This window comes from Bradyrhizobium sp. CW1 (genome assembly GCF_023100665.1).
Taxonomy (GTDB): domain Bacteria; phylum Pseudomonadota; class Alphaproteobacteria; order Rhizobiales; family Xanthobacteraceae; genus Bradyrhizobium; species Bradyrhizobium canariense_D.
In genome coordinates this window covers 7,007,817-7,025,884 of sequence record NZ_CP064684.1, presented here as the reverse complement: position 1 = coordinate 7,025,884, position 18,068 = coordinate 7,007,817, and the positions used below count along the sequence as shown (strand labels likewise).

Genomic DNA, 18,068 nt, shown 5'->3' with positions numbered 1-18,068 from the left:
TCCCGAAACCCATGTGCCCACGTTTCTGAGAGAGAAACAGCCTCGCGCGTTCGGCGCGCAAAATTGGCAATCGGTTGATGGAGAGCAACATGTCTTCGCTGAGACAAATCGCGTTTTATGGCAAGGGTGGCATCGGCAAATCGACAACGTCGCAAAATACGCTGGCGGCTCTTGCTGAGCTGGGCCAAAGGATTCTCATCGTCGGCTGTGATCCCAAAGCGGACTCGACTCGCCTCATCCTGCACGCCAAAGCGCAGGACACCATTCTGAGTCTGGCGGCGAATGCCGGCAGCGTTGAGGACCTCGAAATTGAGGACGTCATCAAGCTCGGCTACAAGGACATTCGATGTGTCGAGTCCGGCGGTCCAGAGCCGGGGGTCGGGTGCGCCGGAAGAGGCGTGATCACTTCGATCAACTTTCTGGAGGAGAATGGCGCCTATGAGGACATCGACTATGTCTCTTACGACGTGCTGGGCGACGTCGTCTGCGGCGGCTTCGCGATGCCTATCCGCGAGAATAAGGCACAGGAAATCTACATCGTGATGTCCGGCGAGATGATGGCCATGTATGCCGCCAACAACATCTCCAAGGGTATTCTGAAGTATGCCAATTCCGGCGGCGTGCGCCTCGGCGGCCTGATCTGCAACGAGCGCCAGACCGACAAGGAGCTGGAGCTGGCAGATGCTCTTGCCAAGAAGCTCGGCAGCCGGCTGATCTACTTCGTGCCACGCGACAATGTCGTGCAGCACGCGGAGCTGCGCCGCATGACTGTGCTGGAATACGCGCCAGAGTCCAAGCAGGCGGATCACTATCGCAATCTCGCGACCAAGATCCACAATAATGCGGGACAAGGCGCCATCCCGACGCCAATCAGCATGGACGAGCTCGAGGATATGCTCATGGAGCACGGCATCATCAAGCCTGTCGACGAGAGCCTGGTCGGCAAGACCGCCGCCGAGCTCGCCGCTGTTTCGGCATAGTTCATCTTGTCGGCCTTCTCGACCGGGGAAGGCCGACATCGTCCACTGCGGGACCTTTATGATTGGCACACAAAGCGAATTTGCCAATACAGTGTCATCTCCTGTATCAGCAGCTCACGTCACCGAGCAGCGCGATGCGAGTGAGCTCTACGGGCTTCTGACCGGGCGCCATCCAACAGAAGTCGACATCAGCGACGATAACGATTTCGATCGCCATGTGCTCGCTTGCGTTCTCGCCGCATCCGCTATGGATGGCGGCCAACTTCCCGAACGGGCCGGCTTGACTAACCAGGAGCTCGATGCGCTGTTGGTGCAATACTTTCCATCGACGCCGATCAGGAGTTGTACCTGGCGCGAACAGTCCGCGTTACCGGCTCCTGACGAGACGATTATGGTGCTAAACCTCCTGCTTGCGCAACGTTCCACTCATGGAGAGGTCGGCGGCTGGCTCGCGACGATGATCGCGCGGCGCGCCATGGAGCCTAATCACCTGTGGGAAGATCTCGGTCTGCGGGAGCGGGACGAATTGTCCCGCCTCCTGATGCGCCATTTCAGGCCGCTGGCGGCTCGCAACACCAAGAACATGCGGTGGAAGCGCTTCTTCTATCGCACGCTATGCGAAGATGACGGTCTGGTGATGTGTACCACGCCGGTCTGCACGGAATGCAATGATTTTGATCTTTGCTTCGGCGAGGAGAGCGGGGAGAGCCGGATGGCCGGACGCCGGCGGGATCATCTGCGTCGTCTCGATGACTCCGTCCAAGCCATCCGAAGTTCGCAGGGCTGAGCTCATATTGGATGCCCGCTCCTCGGCGCGAGTCCCGGTGTATCGGACCAGCTTTCGGCCAACGGTCACATGACCGGACTGAGGGTTTGAAAAGACACCGGGTAAACAACTTCGCGCAGGCAGCCTAAGCAGGACGCGGCGGCGCCTGATCATCGGGCTTGATAACTGGTGGATGCGACCGTCACATTTACCGCCAAAATGTTCTATGTTGACGCGCGATCGAGGCCAACATCCGCCCTCTCGATCGCGCCCGCTGACGTTTTACGAACGACGACTTGTGGTTGGACGACCGGATGGCTCAAGAATCCTCTTCGATCAGCGCCGGGGATGCACGCGCCTTTCCCCGAAGTGTTGCAGCTTGAGGTCAGGCCCGAACCGTTGCCCGGCCGCCAAGCTTCCAAGCTCGGCGCCTGCCTTCAGCTCGGTCGCAAGCGCACCGGACCTGCACTCCGCCGTTTCCACCCTGGCGGATTTGCGACACACCGGACTAATCTGAAATTCGACGTCATTCACAAGTTCTCGGGAATTCGAGCGGTTTGGCACAGCAGTTGCTGTAAAGCTTCCGGCATAAACCTACGGAGCCGCTGATGGCGTTAGCTGCCGCAATCACCGCGCCCGACAAAGATCAGTCGAGGTCCATAGTCCTTAATGACACCACCTTGCGCGACGGCGAACAGACACCGGGCGTGGCCTTCGCGACACCGGAAAATGTCTCGATGGCGCGTGTCGCTGGCCGCGGCCGGAGTCACGGAGATCGAGGCCGGCACGCCGGCGATGGGTCAGGAAGAGATTGCCGCGATCCGAGCGGTCGCCGAAGCTGGCCTCGCGGCCATGATCATCGGCTGGTGCCAGATAAAACCCGCGGATGTCGATGCGGAGATCGAGGCCGGTGTTTCGATGGTAATCCTATCGATTCCATGGTCGGACGCGCAGATTGCGGCGAAACTCGGTGGCGCCGTTTGGCCGTGCTGGAGCGGGTGAAGCGCGTCGTGGCCCACGCTCGCGACAAGGGACTGGGTGTCGCGCTAGGTGGCGAAGACTCCTCGCGTGCCGATGTCAACTTCCTGATCGACCCACCGCATTGTGATCGGCGAGCATTCAGAGCTTGCCGCTATCACTTCGCTGTTGTCCGACTTGCAGCTTTCGGTCACCGCCGACGAAACCCAAACCACTCTCGCGCGCGTCCGTAAGCATGCCGTCGAGCACAAAGGCCCGGTTTCCGAGGAAACGGTGGTGGCGATGTGGCGCGACATTCATGAGAGATCGCTCCTCAACGGAGGGCGATCAGGTGGTCAGCCATGCGCTTCGCGCGATCAGGTTGGAACATTCGGGCCGGGACGGCTTCTGGTCGCGGATCTAGATGGAGGTTGAGAATGACGACGGACGGGATCCTTTCGCAATTGAACAAGGCCTCCGCGGCAGAGGAGTTTTTTGCACTGCTCGGCGTCGAGTACGATGCGAAAATCATCGACGTGGCGCGGCTTCATATTCTGCGTCGCATGGGTGAATATCTCGCGGGCGAGGAGTTTACCGGTGCATCCGATCCTGACATCGCCTCGCGTTGCAAGGCCACGCTCGAGCGCGCCTATGCCGATTTCGTCACGTCCTCCCCGATCGAACAGCGCGTGTTCAAGGTCTTGAAGGATGCGGCCGCACCACAATCGAACAAGCATCCAGCATTGGTGCAGCTCGGTTCTTTGGAGTGAATTCAGTTTATATCGTGCTCTGGAGCGTGAAGGTTCAGAGAACCTGCCAACCACCCAGGGCGTCGAATTCAAACGCAAGTTGCAGTTACGGCCGCGGGTCCGCAGCTTGGACACTCGGCTCCCTAAGAGCCAATCACGGCTCAGCGCTGATATTTCCGTCGTTTCAAGCTGCTGCCCATGGTGCACCTATCTCCTGCAATTGTACGCCGGCAGCGGGGAGCACATATTTGGCGAGGAAAGAGCACCAAGATGCGGATGACTGTCTTCTGTCGCATTCTGGACATAGGTCCAGCACGGTGTCGAATGTTCCGATCCTCGTGAGAGGCTGCCAATCCGATTTCCTTCAGTAAGATTCTGTATTGGCGGTCAATTTTCATCGTCTGCCCAATTGGTACGACAATTGCTGACATTTACTCAGCTAGTCTGGAGAAACGAATGCACATCTTGGTCCGCATCGAGTTTGTTTTTGACGCCGCGCAGTTTCGCGCGCGCTGCCTGTCGACACCATGATACGTCGCGACGCCAAAGCGATGGTTGCATATTCCGGCCCGGCTGAGCTGAAAGCTGCGCGTGATCCGCGCCAAAGATTCGTCGACGAAATCACTCCCGCTGGCCGATCTATGGCCGAGGTTTTCCGGGCGGCGCCCTTGCTCTCCGGCGCTGGTCGCGCGGCGCCGTTGACGGGCGGCTTCACCGCCGGCCCTCGTGCCCTCGCCAAGAGTTGCGGGCGTGTCGCTGCAATCGGAAATATTGCGAGGGCATTCGGAGTAATGGGTCGCGTTTTCACCGGCAAGCTCGCGGCCGGCAATGGGACCAGCCGAGCCTCTGCCAGGTCCTCGGTCTGTTCCAACTCGGTTGCATCTCGAAGATGAGGGGGACCAATCGATCGGATCGAGTGACCGCGCGGTTGCGTGCCTCACTAGTTCCATTGCCAAACGGTGGCCCAGAATGCCGAACCGGGAAAGAACGCCCAAGCGCGTGCTTCCGGGCTCGTCGATCAAGGTCCAGCAACGGGTGTCTGGGCGCCGCGCTGCTGCCAGGCAGTGTTGAAAAAATGGCGGCGGGCACGCGGCCGAACTTTAACTGAAGCAATCTTCACCCGCGAATTCAAAGCTGGAGGCGGAGCACGCTTCGCTGGCGAGCCGCTACTGAACACGGATGGGAGTACAGATGATGAGCACCGCACCCAAAAGCGCAGCTCCGGCCCCGGGTGGTGGTCGCGCGGCGACCAAGAGGGAGCTGCCCGAACGATTCAAGGCTTATAGGCACGTCTGGGTCTTCATCGAGCAGGAACGCGGGATAGTGCACCCCGTCTCCTGGGAGCTGATGGGTGCCGGCCGCCGGCTCGCCGACAAGCTCAACGTTGACCTCGCCGCGGTTGTCATCGGCCCGGTCGGGGAGACAACGCAGCAGGCGGTCGCCGAATCCTTCTGCTACGGCGCCGATCTTGCCTATATCGTCACGGATGATCTCTTGGCCGATTATCGCAATGAATCCTACACCAAGGCCCTGTCAGAGCTGGTCAATACGTACAAGCCGGAAATCCTACTCCTAGGGGCAACTACACTGGGCCGCGACCTCGCCGGCTCAGTGGCCACCACACTGCTCACCGGTCTAACTGCCGACTGCACCGAGCTCGATGTCGATGCCGACGGCTCGCTTGCAGCGACCCGGCCGACGTTTGGCGGCTCACTATTGTGCACGATCTACACACTGAACTATCGTCCACAGATGGCAACCGTCCGTCCGCGCGTGATGCCGATGCCCGAGCGCGTGACCGGCGCCGTCTGGCGCGTGATCTCGCATCCGCTCGGGCTTGTAGAGGAAGATATCGTCACAAAAGTGCTGTCCTTCCTCCCGGACCGCGATTCTACAAAGTCCAACCTTGCCTATGCCGACGTGGTCGTCGCTGGAGGGCTCGGTCTGGGATCGCCTGAGAACTTCCAACTGGTACAGCAGCTCGCGGACGTGCTTGGCGCCGAATATGGCTGCTCGCGGCCGCTGGTCCAGAAGGGCTGGGTCACCGCGGACCGACAAATCGGCCAGACCGGGAAAACCATTCGGCCAAAGCTTTATATCGCGGCCGGTATTTCCGGCGCGATCCAGCATCGCGTTGGCGTGGAGGGGGGCGACCTCATCGTTGCCATCAACACCGACAAGCACGCTCCGATCTTCGACTTCGCCCATATCGGCATCGTCACCGACGCCATTCGACTGTTGCCCGCGTTGACCTCTGCATTCCGCGCGCAGCTGTCGCCGCACTCGCACGACCGCATCGCTGGCTAGGGGAGCTTGTTATGATCGAGGAAAGATTCGATGCGATCGTCGTCGGTGCTGGGATGGGCGGGAATGCGGCAGCGCTTACCATGGCCGAGCGGGGCCTAAAAGTGCTGCAGCTGGAGCGCGGCGAGTATTCGGGGTCGAAGAACGTGCAAGGCGCCATCCTCTATGCCGACATGCTGGAGAAGCTGATCCCGAATTTCCGAGAAGATGCACCGCTTGAGCGGCATCTCGTCGAGCAACGCTTCTGGATCGTGGACGAGCGTTCGCACACGGGGATTCACTATCGCTCCGATGATTTCAACGAGGAGAAGCCGAACCGCTACACCATCATCCGCGCGCAGTTCGACAAATGGTTCTCGCAGAAGGTCCGCGAGGCCGGCGCCACGGTGCTGTGCGAGACCACGGTGACCGAGCTCCTCCAGGATTCCCATGGGAGGGTCGTCGGGGTGCGCACAGACCGAGATGGGGGTGAAATCCATGCAGACGTCGTCGTGCTGGCCGAGGGGGTAAACGGAGTGCTCGGGACGGGTGCGGGCTTAAGAGGGCGGCCGAAACCGGACAAGGTCGCACTCGCGGTCAAGGAGATGCATTTCCTGTCGCGCGAGACAATCGATGCTCGCTTCAATCTCAAAGGCGACGAGGGGCTCGTCATCGAAGCCGCCGGAACCATCTCCCGCGGCATGACCGGTATGGGCTTCATCTATTCCAACAAGGAATGCATATCGCTCGGTATCGGCTGTCTTGTTGCCGATTTCCAGCGTACTGGCGAGACGCCTTACGGCCTCCTCGAGGGCTTCAAGCGTCACCCGTCCGTCGCGCCCTTGATCGAGGGTTCGGAAGTAAAGGAATATTCCGCGCATTTGATCCCCGAAGGTGGATACAGAGCGATCCCGCAGCTTTGTGGTGACGGCTGGGTCGTTGTCGGAGACGCCGCCCAGCTCAACAACGCCATCCATCGCGAGGGGTCCAATCTGGCGATGACGTCGGGCCGTATCGCCGCGGAAGCGATCTGTCTTATCAAATCGCGAAATGATCCGATGACGGCCAAAAATCTTTCGCTTTACAAAAAACTCCTGAATGAATCCTTCGTGATCAAGGATCTGAAGAAGTACAAGGATATGCCGGCACTGATGCACACCCACTCGCAGAACTTCTTTCTCACATATCCGCAGCTCTTCTCCAAGGCGATGCAGGATTACGTGCGCGTCGACGGCACACCAAAGCTTGAGAAAGAGAAGCTGATGCTGAGCTCGTTCATCAAGGCGCGGTCGTGGAGTGGATTGTTCAGCGATGCCCTGCGCATTGCCCGGGCCTGGCGGTGATCATAAACCAAAGACAACGACGAATGACGGAGCCAGAAACAATGCCGAGCGAGCCATCCCGACGTGTCGAAGACAAACTATTCTACAACCGCTATCTCGTTGATTCCGGCCGCGCCCATATCAAGGTGCGGCCGCACACCACACCTTCGTCGCGGCTCTTATCGATGCTGAAGGCCTGCCCTGCACGGTGCTACGAGCTCAGCGATAAAGGTCATGTTGAGGTGACAGTCGACGGGTGTGTCGAGTGCGGCACCTGCCGGGTGATCTGCGAAGAAAGTGGTGATATCGAGTGGAGCTACCCACGTGGCGGTTACGGTGTGCTATTCAAATTTGGTTAAAGCTTCGGGGTAGGGGCTGATTGGCAGGCTGCGGCGTTGTGGCGGTACAACGAGATCACGCGCGAGTTGAGATTTCACCTGATTCAATCGAGTCCCGATCTTTCCATCTACCGGGCGGGCCCTTCCCAGGTTCCGCTACAATATGCCCGGAGATACCCAAAGCGAGCCGGATCCGAGACAGGGCGCAACTCATTGGCGGGAATAGGTCGTCCATCTCGGATCGACCGATCCTGGTTCTCTCCCCAAAATCTCGCCGGTTTCGTCCTGCTTGGAGTTCGAGGCGATCCGCCTGTCGCCACTGCCTCGCAACGCTGCCTATCACCTCAAACGGAACGCTGGAAGCAGGATTTCGCTTCGCCATAGCCGCCGACCCGACAACGTGCCATCGAGCGCCTTGTAGACTAGACAAGCACGGCGGATCACAAAATTAGCGATTTGCGACTCCTCCGCGCGACCGCCGGGTTGCGCATCGTCAGGCGGGCTGCGCGCATGCAGCACACAATTTTGCCCTTTCATTCGCCTGTATCGCCGGGACATATGGTCGGCCGGAGAGCATGACGATTGTTGGATTACAAAAGAGCAGGGCAGCCGCTAACGCGCGGCGAGCAGAGGCACGCCGTGAGAGTTCGGTGGGCGACATCCAGGCCCGCATAGCCGAACTGAGAAGCTTGCCGCGCGAGAAGCTCGCGGATGCGGTGTTCATGCTCTCGATGAATGCAAGACGGCAGGGCGAGTTGATACGACATGCGATCGAGAAGCGCGCCGAGGTCGACTTGGACTTTGATCCGCCGCCGAATGCTGATTTCGCGACCTATCTCGCCAAATGATGTGGTCTCGACCTTACGCCACCACGTTGCTGACCTTCCGACCTTGCTGGACCTGTTGGTTGAGCGAGCGCCTGACGTCTGCTTCACCGTCCATCGGGAGGAGGCCGTTTCGCTACTGGCCGCAATCATTCGCGAACACCGGCTCGAAGGAGTCCTTGAAGGCCTCTAGGCTCGCCGGGCTCCTGAACCAGCCAGCGAAGGATCGCCATGCCGGGATCGGTTCGGAAGCGGATTTGAGAGGAGCTGCCGAGCGTGCGTGAGTGTCCAGGGCGCTTTGAGGGACAGTCCTGCAAGATTGAATGTCCACAGCGGATGGAGACGTCAGAAAATCTCGGCGCCTGCTTGCGAGGTCAAAACCGCCTCGAAATTCGCGGCGTAGCTCCTTTGTCATCCGTTTCCCGTTTATCGCTGGCGCGGAGCCGCTATGCACGTCCGGTCGCAGTCCCCGGCCGCGTCAAGCTCGGCGACCTTCGCGTTAGCGAGGACGAGATCCGCATTCTGAGCTTTCATGTTCAGTTGCAGCGCGCGTTTGCCCGCTGGCGGATCATGGAACCGTTCGCTAACAGCCATGCAAGGGAAATCACGGCAGGACACGTCGACCGAGCCGCGGCGATGTGCCAAAGCGGCGAAAGGCGGTCGCTCAACTCGGTGAGGCGTCCTGGTGAAATCGACAGCCCTTGTTTCGGTAGTCGCTGGCTGCGCCCTGGGGCGGCGAGGCAAGGCTGGCAAGTATTCCGCGAGCAAGTCGAGAATAGCAGAAAAGCTGAGTGGCGGCCCACTGCAAATTGGACGAAAGGGCCTTCTTGGGTGGCGCTGGATCGTCGACATGAACGCTCCGCCGAGCGTCTGCCATAAACCCCCTATCCTTGCTCGAGGCCGGGAATACGCCGAACTCGCGTCGGCTATTCGCTGTCTTCGCGAGCCGCACCGGCTTTCGCCGAACGTCGTGTCCACGAGCACGCCGAAGACACAGCCGAAATCCGCAGCTGAGTACGGCCGAACGGCGCGTCCCACGTCAATGCCGGCCAGGTCGGTCAGTAGGCCTGCTCAAACCCCACGAAGGCGCCTCACGCGCTGCGGCCAGCGGCACGTCAGCGACCTGCTGCAATAATCTGAAAGCATCCGATCGCAACTTCCATCACGATCAGCACGACTATAACCCACTCAAGACGCAGCGAGCGCCGTGTGTCGATAATGTCCGTCAGTGCGTTAGCCGTTCCGGAGATGGCCGACAGCTTGCGCTCAAGCATCTCAAGACGCTCCTTCAGTTCGTATTCGTCTTTCAGACGCGCATAGAGCCGCTCGAGTTCCGGCTTCTCCCAGAGTGCGTCGGGCTTTTCGGCAATCGCGATGCGGCCCGCGACGCGCTGCTCGACCAGGAGCGCATTGCCGATCAGTTGGAGAATGCCCTTGCGGCCCCGCGGCGTCCGGCCGCGCTCGGCCAGTTCGCGTGCAAAGGGTTCGATCACGTCGAACACCGCGGCGACACGGCGCTCATCTCGCTCCAGCGCCGTGCTCTTGGCTAGCGTATCGGCGATCAGCAGCAGCCGATCGTCACTAAAATTTCTAAGACAAATCCGCCCGCCCGGCAGGATGACCTCAGCGCTCTGCTCGTTGCAGAGCTGCGCCTGCGCGCTATCCTCCTCATAGGAGGTGAGTTCACCGATGACGCGCGGTATCAGGGTTTCGATCAGAGCGGTTTCCTCCGAGGGCGACAACCCGATGAGCACTACAACGCCATAGCGGAAGACCACGACAAGGCCCGCATGAATGCGGAAAGCGACCGGCGTCGAGGACACCAGCGTTCCGATTTCCAGAGCCGACGGGTTGATACGATCCCCCAGCATGACTGCCCGAATGCGCAGCACCGAGGCGGCCGCCGTCTGTCCGGAGACCACAGCCTTACCTGGCGTAAGTTGATCCATGTTCACTTTAGCATCCGGTTTGGCGCCACTGCGACGCGATAGCGTTCCCCCAGAAACACGTCCAGAACTTCGTCGCAGATGGTGCAGCGGAATTTGCCGGGCGCGTTGGTGAGAGATGACGCTGAGATCCAGCAAATGCCGGCTCCAGAGTTTGGATGGGTGGTCTCTAATTCATGTTCGTGCATACTTGCCCGCAAGCTCAATCGAACGCCCAGCAAAGCTCTTCGAGGAATTCGACGATCCCCGGCCGCCAAACATTTGGCTGCGCCGTAGGCGCCTTCCTCGAACAACGTCGAGCAAGATTGATGCCGAACCGGTGTCTTCGCGCCAGGAACGGCGCAGGTTGATCAAAAAGCTGGTCGCGATGTGTGTTCAATTTCCTCCAGAGCATGTCGGCTACAGAACACGGCGGATCTTGGGCGCCGCACAAGCTTTCAAAGCGCAATCAGAGCCTTAACCGCGGCAGCGGCGCTGGCATAGCTGTTGCTATGAAATGTCGCAAAGACCGAGCGAAGGCTGAGTGCAGACCTGGTCCGATCGGGCGAAAACAGCACGTTGCCCGTGGACCGAGGATGGGGAAGGTGAAGTGCCGTTTCCAACCGTCAGCCACACGAACGTCGCGGCAAATTCTTGAGCCAAGGCCCGAGTACAACGGCAGAAAGGACTAGAGACCGTGCATATCGAACCGGGAATAGTAACAGGCGCCAAGTTCGTATTGAGCTGCGCGACAGGCATTGCGATGGGCTGCGTCGTCGCCAAGCTTGTGGTCGAGGCCATACACGAGCGGCGCGCTCTGTCATTTGCTGTGCAAGCCATCGCCGCGACGGGCCTGGTGTTCACGTTATTCGAATTCCCACCGCACTTTGCGGTTTGGGCCTCGGAAGTGCACCTCGTCCTGGGCTCCACGCTGTTCCTCTTGTTTGGCGCGGCGCCGGCGGCCTTAGGTCTTGCGCTCGGCCTCTTGCTGCAAAGCGTCCTCTTTGTTCCGACCGACCTGCCGCAATATCGGATGAATGTCACGACGCCTCTAATGCCGCTGTTTGCGATCAAGGCGCTCGCCAAGCGCCTCATTCCATCCAAGGCTGCCTATCGCGATCTGCAGTACAGCAAGGCGCTCTCGACTGCGTATCAATCCGGTATCGCTGTCTGGATCGCGTCTTTGGCGCTCTATCGCGCGGGCTTCGGCGCCGCCAACCTCGGTAAAGTCGCATCGCTCGCGGTTTACTATGCAGTTGTGGCCTTGGTCGAGCCGCTGGCTGATCTGGCTGCGCTGGCGCTCGGGAAACAAATTGGGCGGCGTGAGTGTGAGGGCATCTGTCGCCTACCGCTCCCAGAAGGCATGTTGCGGTCGAAAGTAACGATGGCCGCCATCTCGGCCGCCTTGCTCAAGCGATACGTACGCTTTCCCCGATAGCAGCCGGCTGCAGCGATCCCGGGCGACGCGCGCTCGCTGTTATCCGCGAGGGGGCCGACTTTAGGCTCATTCCGCACAAGACGACCAGGAAATCATTTCTCGCTGAATTGCGGCCGGCCGTCTGCGCCGGCCCGGTCGCTGGTGATCGGACGCGCACTACAGATTTCGACCTGCCGGTGTGTGATGTGGCGAAGGCGAACTGCCGCCACGACGTGGAGGAATGGCGGGAAGCGCTCAGGGCAGCAGCCTGGTCGCAGAGCATCTGGGACGAGGTTGGACACGAGGGCGTCTTGCGCTGCTGATACACTGGGAGTCATCCGTCGAACGAGCTTATCCATGCAACATTGGCAGCCTCCTCAGCACAGCCGCGATGGACCGCCGTTCGGCGGCTTCCCATGCTCTGCTGCACTCGGCCGGAATGTTCGCAGTTCGACAAAGAAGATCGCCATGTATGGATTGATCGTGGTGTTGACCACGCTCGCACTGTGCAGCATCGTGTGTGCCGGCGAATTGACCGGGCCGGCAAAGGTCATCAGCACCGACACCCTTGAAATTCACGGGACACGCGTTAGGCTCTGGGGCATCGACGCGCCGGACAAGTCCCAAATGTGCCGAGATATCAACCTCAATCCTTATCGATGTGGCCTCATGGCCGCGAGCGATCTTGAAGCCTTCATTGCAGAGCGCGAAGTCAGTTGTCTGTCAGTCCTGGAGGATGAGTGTGGACGGACATTGGCGATCTGTTCAGCTGATGGCATCGATCTCGGAGAATGGTTGGTGCGCAACGGTCTCGTGCTCGATTGGGAGCGATACTCCAGGGGCCGATACCGCGCTGCGCAACGCGCGGCCGATCGTGCCGGACTGGGCTTGTGGGCGGGCAGCTTTGCCGTACCTTGGCTATATCGAGCGTGCATTCGGTTAGGTGGTGGACCAGCCAGCTGTTCTGACGACGCGAATGCTCACCCTTGACCGGTATTCCTCACACCAGAATATATGCCAGACTCGTTCCGCACAAAGTGACCGACACGGGCGAGCTGGCGTCGGCCGCGAGTGAGCAAGCTTACCACTGCCGCGCCACCATGCTCAAAAGGGGTAAGATGATCTCAAGCTCTCGTAAGCGCGAAAGTCGCAAGACAGAAAATCGCGAGCTCCACAGGAACGCCATGGTTCTCGCCCTAACTCTTCGGAATCATGGACTCGCGGTCATGCCAAGGCGGCGCCTTTTGAGTTCGAGAGAGAGCCGCATTTACTCGGAAGAATGGGGGGCTCTCCCAAAACAAAGGCGTGGCACGGAACAACAATCAGTTCCGCCGGGTACGGGTTGAGCGAAAGAAAGAAGGCCAGTGGCGTTCAAGGCACCATTGGGCGAGGTAGGCAACACGATTGAGGCTTGGATGCAGCCTACCTCCACTCCATTCGACCCAAACTTTCAGGTTTGACAAGCCCAGGGCTCGCAGCCTGATTCCCAGAGGTCGCCAGATGCCGTCCCACCAAAACTCGTACACTCGCACTCAAATCTGATGCAGCAAGCCGGTGTAAGCGCTTGCTCAACGCCGGCTCCGCGGGGCTTATCGAAAGGACGATAATCGAATTGGGCCCTTTGCCGCGGGAACGCCGCATAGGTCCCTTCGCGGACTTTCGCTGCTGTTGGCGGTATCGGCGGCGATTGCCTTTTCAAGCCACGGCTGCTCCGATTCACGCCAGAATTTGGCCGGGCGCGTAACAAGCTGAACACCACACGTGCGGTTTCGGCGACAAAGACGTGTGGACCTGCCTTGCAGGCGCCGATCACAACAATGCCTCAGAAGACAATGCAGCTGCTCGTTCGGTTGGAAACAGCACGGCTCGCTGACGACTGGCCGGAGATCCGCTGAATGAGCAAAACCGCATGCGAGGAGCGCAACTGCTGCGGCAGCCCCAACAAGAACGTCAGATCGCATATCACCTACCGAACACGAAGTGCGCGCCTTCCAGAACGAAACGTGAGCCACTGAACTCGCAGCGTCGCTCCCATAACCTAGTGGTGTGCAGACTCTGTGCCGACGGGCACGATGCAAGCTCCTGGCCTTTTTCGATCGCGATGTCGCCAACCCGACAATAGCAGTCATTGCTCAAACAAGCCCCGGGTTTGAGGTCGAACACGAATCGAATGCCGGGCGCCGGCACCGCCGGTTAGATGATTTCAGTGAACGCTCCTGCGAAAGAGATTAGGTGATCGACCTTCTTTGCAACCACACAATGAAGTCGCACCTTAATTCGAGGCGCAGTGCTGAGCTCAGTCAAAGACCGCAAGCTCACCTCTGCGATCTAGGAATTGAACTGGGTCGGCAGTTCCTGATGATGCCGACGCGGCATGGCCGGAAGCGGTCCGAAACAAACGAACACGATCTGCCGATCTGCATCTTCTCCCCTGCTGCTCCGGAGATCAGGCGTCGTATAACTCCGGCAAGCGACCTTTCTTGACCGTCTCCCCGAGATCAGACCCATAGCTGGGTTTCATTGCTGTTCTATTCGCACGGCGATCTCGGAAGCGAAATTGTTCGTGCCGTTCTAGGTGGTGCTATTGTGCCAGACCGATGCAGGTGGGACCCTGATGGGCAGCTGGCGTATCGTCCGCACTAGGGCTTTCGCGTGACGACCAAGTCGCGGCCAGATGGTCTCGGCCCAGAGGCCTTGCATCCGCTCGTTGTTCTTGGCGACTTCCGTGCCACTGTCGGCGCCGCGCCGCTCGGCGGTGCGCTGGAACGTGGCCAGCTCGATCGTCCATGCCAGGAGAATTAGCGTGCCGGCCTCGGCGATCGTTGCGGCGCTGACCTGGTGGGGTCAATGCTTTCGGTGTTTTCGTTAGGACACGAGCTTCAGCCCGACAATGCCGGCGACGATCAACCCGATGCTGGCAAGGCGAAACGCGGCGGCCGGTTCTCCGAACAGGATGATCCCGAGCGCTGCGGTGCCGACCGCACCGATGCCGGTCCAGACCGCATAAGCAGTTCCAATGGGCAGCGTCTTTAGAGCAAGGCCGAGCAGGATCACGCTGCCGGCCATGGCCGCGAGCGTGAGCACGGACGGAACGGGCTTGGTAAAGCCCTCCGTGTATTTGAGGCCGATTGCCCAGGCGACCTCCAGCAGGCCGGCGGCCAACAAAATGCTCCAGGCCATGGCGGCCCTCCGTTCATGGCAGGGTCGTCCCCGCGGCTGATGTGGTGATGAGCGCAGCGCCATCCTTGCCAGGGCTCGCGATTCGCTTCGAGCAGAGGTCAACTTCTCTCAAAGATCAGCATTCCGACGTTATTGGTTCGGCGAATTCACACGATCGACAAAGCAGAAAGCCATCCGTTCCGTTCATGCGATCGGCAATGTTGCAAAATGCTGCCCCCTCAAAGAGATCCTTGTACCTGTCGCGGAGGAGGTTGCCCAAAACGTGTCGTCGCTCAAAATCCATGCAGCAGAAAGTAACGTCGCCGTTTGGGAGAAGAACATTACGATATTGCCGTTCGTCAGGACATGTCAGTGCTCCAACGATTGGCTGCCGCGCTCCAACCATCTTCTCGCCGTTGCCAGCCCTGCTGCGCGGCGGACGCGAACGAACCAGCGCTTCGTCAGGAATTATGCCGACAAGGTCGGGATGCACCTCGCCCATGACTATGAAGAGCAACGATGAAAAGTCGGCATCGACAAGTTGGCGCATCAAATCGACATAGTTGCGCTTGACGAGACCACTATCCATGTGCGTGCCGTCATCAAAAACATGCACTAGGAAAACGCGGAACTGCATCGCACGCAAACGTCTTAGATCCCGCCCGTTCATTCCTACCAGGGTTGTGAAAATTCGGATTCCATGGCCACACGCATAGGCATGCTCAACCATTTCGGTGCAAGCTGGATTGAGCCAAGGCTCCGAATATCCGGAAAAGCTAATGTCGACGGCTGCTGGTACGCGCGCCAGACATCGCTTGAAATCTTGGAGAGAAAGATGCTTCACGTCGGATATCGCTCTTTGCCGTTCGGCAAACTTGTCTTGCGGACAATAAGAACATCCGACGACACAGCCAGTTGTCGTAGTTATCTCCAAGACCCTGCCGCCACTGATTGCAGAGCGCAGCTCCTGTGGAGTCATCGATTCTATATTGTCCACTTCCGCGCTCCGCGTTTGGAACAAAGAGATATTGAGGGGACCGTCGATTTGCATCTCATGCCGGTTCGCTCATGCTTCCGTTCTCGATTCGTCGTCCACCAGCGCGACTCGGCATGGTCGCAAGCGCGATCGCGGCAGATGAAGAATGCGCCACGGCTCTCTCCCATAACACCCCAGTCCAGCAGGATTGGACGGCTGCCGAATGCACATCCGTCGATGGGGCTCGTCTAACGTCTCGCTTATTCCAAGAAGCATCTCTCATGCCATTGGCGGTACTGTCCTTAACTCGACACGTCCGCGATGAATGTCCTCCCAAATGCGCGACCGAGGTGATACTCTACGCAATCGATAGAGTACAATATGACGCTACGTACGATTCAAGCTCTCTCGAAAATGAGCTGAATGACAGCTTTCTTATGAATCTTGACGGTGTAGCCTGCCCCGAGCACCACGTCATCATGATGGTTGGCATCGACCCGCGAAGTTCCGATTGCGAGTGCCCTTGGCTCCGGTCGAGATTGCAAAGGCTTCACCTTCGTGCAGGAAATCGCGAACTTCAGCGGTTGAAAACGTTACTCAACATAGGAGTGAGCTGGCGCGATTTGCGCGGCTCCGCTAAGTGGTCGACCGCGTCTTCTTACTGTCAAGGAAAAAATGGTCCCTCACGCCTGTGAATGCCGGTTCAGATTACGCACTCGAAATCGATGGGCGACACAACACTGAATTTGCGACGAGAGACGGGGCCAAAACAGGCGCACGCGAGCTGAAGAAGCGGTTTCTCATGCTGCGAGTGAGAATCTATGACGCGCAAGCCAACACTCGAGAGGACGTGGCGTGAGGCTGGTCGATCGATTGCAGCGACGGCAGGTGCTGACTTCTTGCTGACAAACATCGCCTTGAAATCTATATCAAGACGAGCACGGCAAAACAGGGCGGTGGCGGCACGGTACAAAGTCGCACACAGAAAGCACCACAACGGATTGGGCCTATCTGCCGACGAGCGCCGATATGACCGGGAAGTCCTCTCTTCAGCAAGCTCACAGATGTGAGCTCCGCACGTCGCGAGCCACCCGTCGAGTCTTGCGATCGAGAGTTTACACGAGCCGGGAACAACTCTTCGATTCATCATCGGCACCTGCCTGATATATGTTTGCCCTCAGGCCGCGGTAATATCATGATCCCGACGACAATCTCCTCATACAGCCTGACCACAACCTATCCACAAGTTCCGAGAAAAGCAGAGTCCGTCGGGTTTTTCTTTCCAGGCTGTTGCACGGCGATCTCCGCGGCATTGTTCAGCGATAGCGGCCCGAACGTAAATCGCACGGGAGGAGGGGCTCTCTACAACAAATGCTGCTCGGATGATCCGCTCGACAGCAGCTATCGCCTCGACGCGATCACTGTGGCGGCGCTCTTTGGCTTGCGCTGTATAGGTTTCTGATTCCTAGTGGAGCGAGTAACTCGAACATCACCAGACCATTATGAGCGGCAGACTATCGATCGGATTGGTTGATTTTGCTGCAGTTTCGTTCGAGCTCGATCGCTTTCTTTGCGGTTCGTTCACGCCGTTTCTGGTGCGATATTGGTGCGGTTGAATTTCGACCTTTAGTCTGTGGAACAGGAGGTCGGTGGTTCGAGCCCACCCAACTGAACCAAATAAATCAGAGACTTAATACATAGATTGAGGGTCGATGGATTGTCGTAGCTACCAGATAGCTACCACGACAGCGCTGGTTGCGTTGTGTTTGTTGGGGCGCCACCAAATTCAGACGCAGAGTTTGTCGCCCAGATGCCCCTTCGGTGCTGAACTCCGATCCGCTCATTGTTGAGCTCATTTTGAGCGCTTCCGTAGCCGGCCGAAGTGGTTGCTTTTCGAGGCGCCAATCGCCCCTTCTGTCCCAGGCTGTCGCGCACGCAGATCGGCGTATGAGCACGAGTCTCGCCTACTTTGGCTTGTTCGGGGCGAGCATTTCCATTCGTTCTGATTGGCGCACCCAGGTGACCGAATGATCACCCGACGATCTCCGCTCGAGCATGAACTCGAGATGTTCCGCACCGAGGGGGAGGCGGCGCTGCAATATTTCTTCGGCTACCTTGCTCTGCAACTCGTCCCATCCAAGAACCCGGACGTCGTGGAGAGGATGGACGAAACCGCTAAGTTCTGGATCACCACGCGCTACGCGCTGCTGATGTCGGCGTTCGTCGTGCTCGGCCGTATCTTCGACTAGGACCCGAAGTCGCTGCACAATATCGACAAGCTGCTCGGCGTCGTGACGTGCGACATCGCCGCTTTGAGCGCCGTCGCCTAGGAGCGACGGAGGATCGCGCAAGGCATGACACCGAAGGACGCT

14 protein-coding genes and 1 pseudogene are annotated in these 18,068 nt (G+C 58.9%); 12 read left to right on the top strand and 3 right to left on the bottom strand.

The window, feature by feature from the left end:
• The first annotated feature begins 89 nt into the window (after window positions 1–89).
• The 9 genes and pseudogenes from nifH (at window position 90) to IVB54_RS33685 (ending at window position 9,098) form a co-directional block, all read left to right on the top strand.
• Window positions 90–980, top strand: a complete 891-nt coding sequence (gene nifH, locus IVB54_RS33725; protein ID WP_026233535.1) for a nitrogenase iron protein — start codon at window positions 90–92, stop codon at window positions 978–980.
• A gap of 58 nt (window positions 981–1,038) precedes the next feature.
• Entirely contained in the window at window positions 1,039–1,767 is a 729-nt protein-coding gene (locus IVB54_RS33720) for a nitrogen fixation protein NifQ (protein ID WP_247776917.1), read from the top strand.
• A gap of 587 nt (window positions 1,768–2,354) precedes the next feature.
• A pseudogene (locus IVB54_RS33715) lies at window positions 2,355–3,021 on the top strand (homocitrate synthase); the annotation flags it as partial.
• Window positions 3,022–3,140: 119 nt separating this feature from the next.
• A complete protein-coding gene (gene nifW, locus IVB54_RS33710) occupies window positions 3,141–3,473 on the top strand; it encodes a nitrogenase stabilizing/protective protein NifW (RefSeq protein WP_247285952.1) in 333 nt (110 codons plus the stop codon).
• 1,173 nt (window positions 3,474–4,646) lie between these two features.
• The gene (locus IVB54_RS33705) at window positions 4,647–5,759 is read left to right on the top strand and encodes an electron transfer flavoprotein subunit alpha/FixB family protein (RefSeq protein ID WP_026233533.1); all 1,113 of its coding nucleotides are present in this window, start codon (window positions 4,647–4,649) and stop codon (window positions 5,757–5,759) included.
• An 11-nt stretch (window positions 5,760–5,770) separates the two neighbouring features.
• The gene (locus IVB54_RS33700) at window positions 5,771–7,078 is read left to right on the top strand and encodes an FAD-binding protein (protein WP_018458224.1); all 1,308 of its coding nucleotides are present in this window, start codon (window positions 5,771–5,773) and stop codon (window positions 7,076–7,078) included.
• A gap of 41 nt (window positions 7,079–7,119) precedes the next feature.
• Window positions 7,120–7,416, top strand: a complete 297-nt coding sequence (locus IVB54_RS33695; RefSeq protein WP_083926516.1) for a ferredoxin family protein — start codon at window positions 7,120–7,122, stop codon at window positions 7,414–7,416.
• Between the two features lie 554 nt (window positions 7,417–7,970).
• Entirely contained in the window at window positions 7,971–8,243 is a 273-nt protein-coding gene (locus IVB54_RS33690) for a hypothetical protein (RefSeq protein ID WP_247776916.1), read from the top strand.
• Window positions 8,244–8,555: 312 nt separating this feature from the next.
• Window positions 8,556–9,098 carry a hypothetical protein gene (locus IVB54_RS33685; protein WP_247776915.1) on the top strand — a complete coding sequence of 181 codons (543 nt, stop codon included), beginning with the start codon at window positions 8,556–8,558 and terminating at the stop codon, window positions 9,096–9,098.
• Between the two features lie 236 nt (window positions 9,099–9,334).
• On the opposite strand, the gene IVB54_RS33680 is transcribed toward IVB54_RS33685, so the two are convergent.
• Window positions 9,335–10,168: an RMD1 family protein gene (locus IVB54_RS33680; RefSeq protein WP_247367919.1), complete on the bottom strand. Its 834-nt coding sequence runs from the start codon at window positions 10,166–10,168 to the stop codon at window positions 9,335–9,337.
• A 673-nt stretch (window positions 10,169–10,841) separates the two neighbouring features.
• Between IVB54_RS33680 and IVB54_RS33675 the strand changes: the two genes are divergently transcribed.
• Together IVB54_RS33675 and IVB54_RS33670 are read left to right on the top strand one after the other, a co-directional pair.
• The gene (locus IVB54_RS33675; protein WP_247776914.1) at window positions 10,842–11,582 is read left to right on the top strand and encodes an energy-coupling factor ABC transporter permease; all 741 of its coding nucleotides are present in this window, start codon (window positions 10,842–10,844) and stop codon (window positions 11,580–11,582) included.
• Between the two features lie 336 nt (window positions 11,583–11,918).
• Entirely contained in the window at window positions 11,919–12,551 is a 633-nt protein-coding gene (locus IVB54_RS33670; RefSeq protein ID WP_345946476.1) for a thermonuclease family protein, read from the top strand.
• A gap of 1,875 nt (window positions 12,552–14,426) precedes the next feature.
• On the opposite strand, the gene sugE is transcribed toward IVB54_RS33670, so the two are convergent.
• Both sugE and IVB54_RS33660 read right to left on the bottom strand, forming a co-directional pair.
• Entirely contained in the window at window positions 14,427–14,741 is a 315-nt protein-coding gene (sugE, locus tag IVB54_RS33665; RefSeq protein ID WP_018458212.1) for a quaternary ammonium compound efflux SMR transporter SugE, read from the bottom strand.
• 115 nt (window positions 14,742–14,856) lie between these two features.
• A complete protein-coding gene (locus tag IVB54_RS33660; protein WP_245288498.1) occupies window positions 14,857–15,564 on the bottom strand; it encodes an SPASM domain-containing protein in 708 nt (235 codons plus the stop codon).
• A gap of 2,159 nt (window positions 15,565–17,723) precedes the next feature.
• Between IVB54_RS33660 and IVB54_RS33655 the strand changes: the two genes are divergently transcribed.
• Window positions 17,724–17,945: a hypothetical protein gene (locus IVB54_RS33655; protein WP_247776905.1), complete on the top strand. Its 222-nt coding sequence runs from the start codon at window positions 17,724–17,726 to the stop codon at window positions 17,943–17,945.
• Window positions 17,946–18,068: the final 123 nt, after the last annotated feature.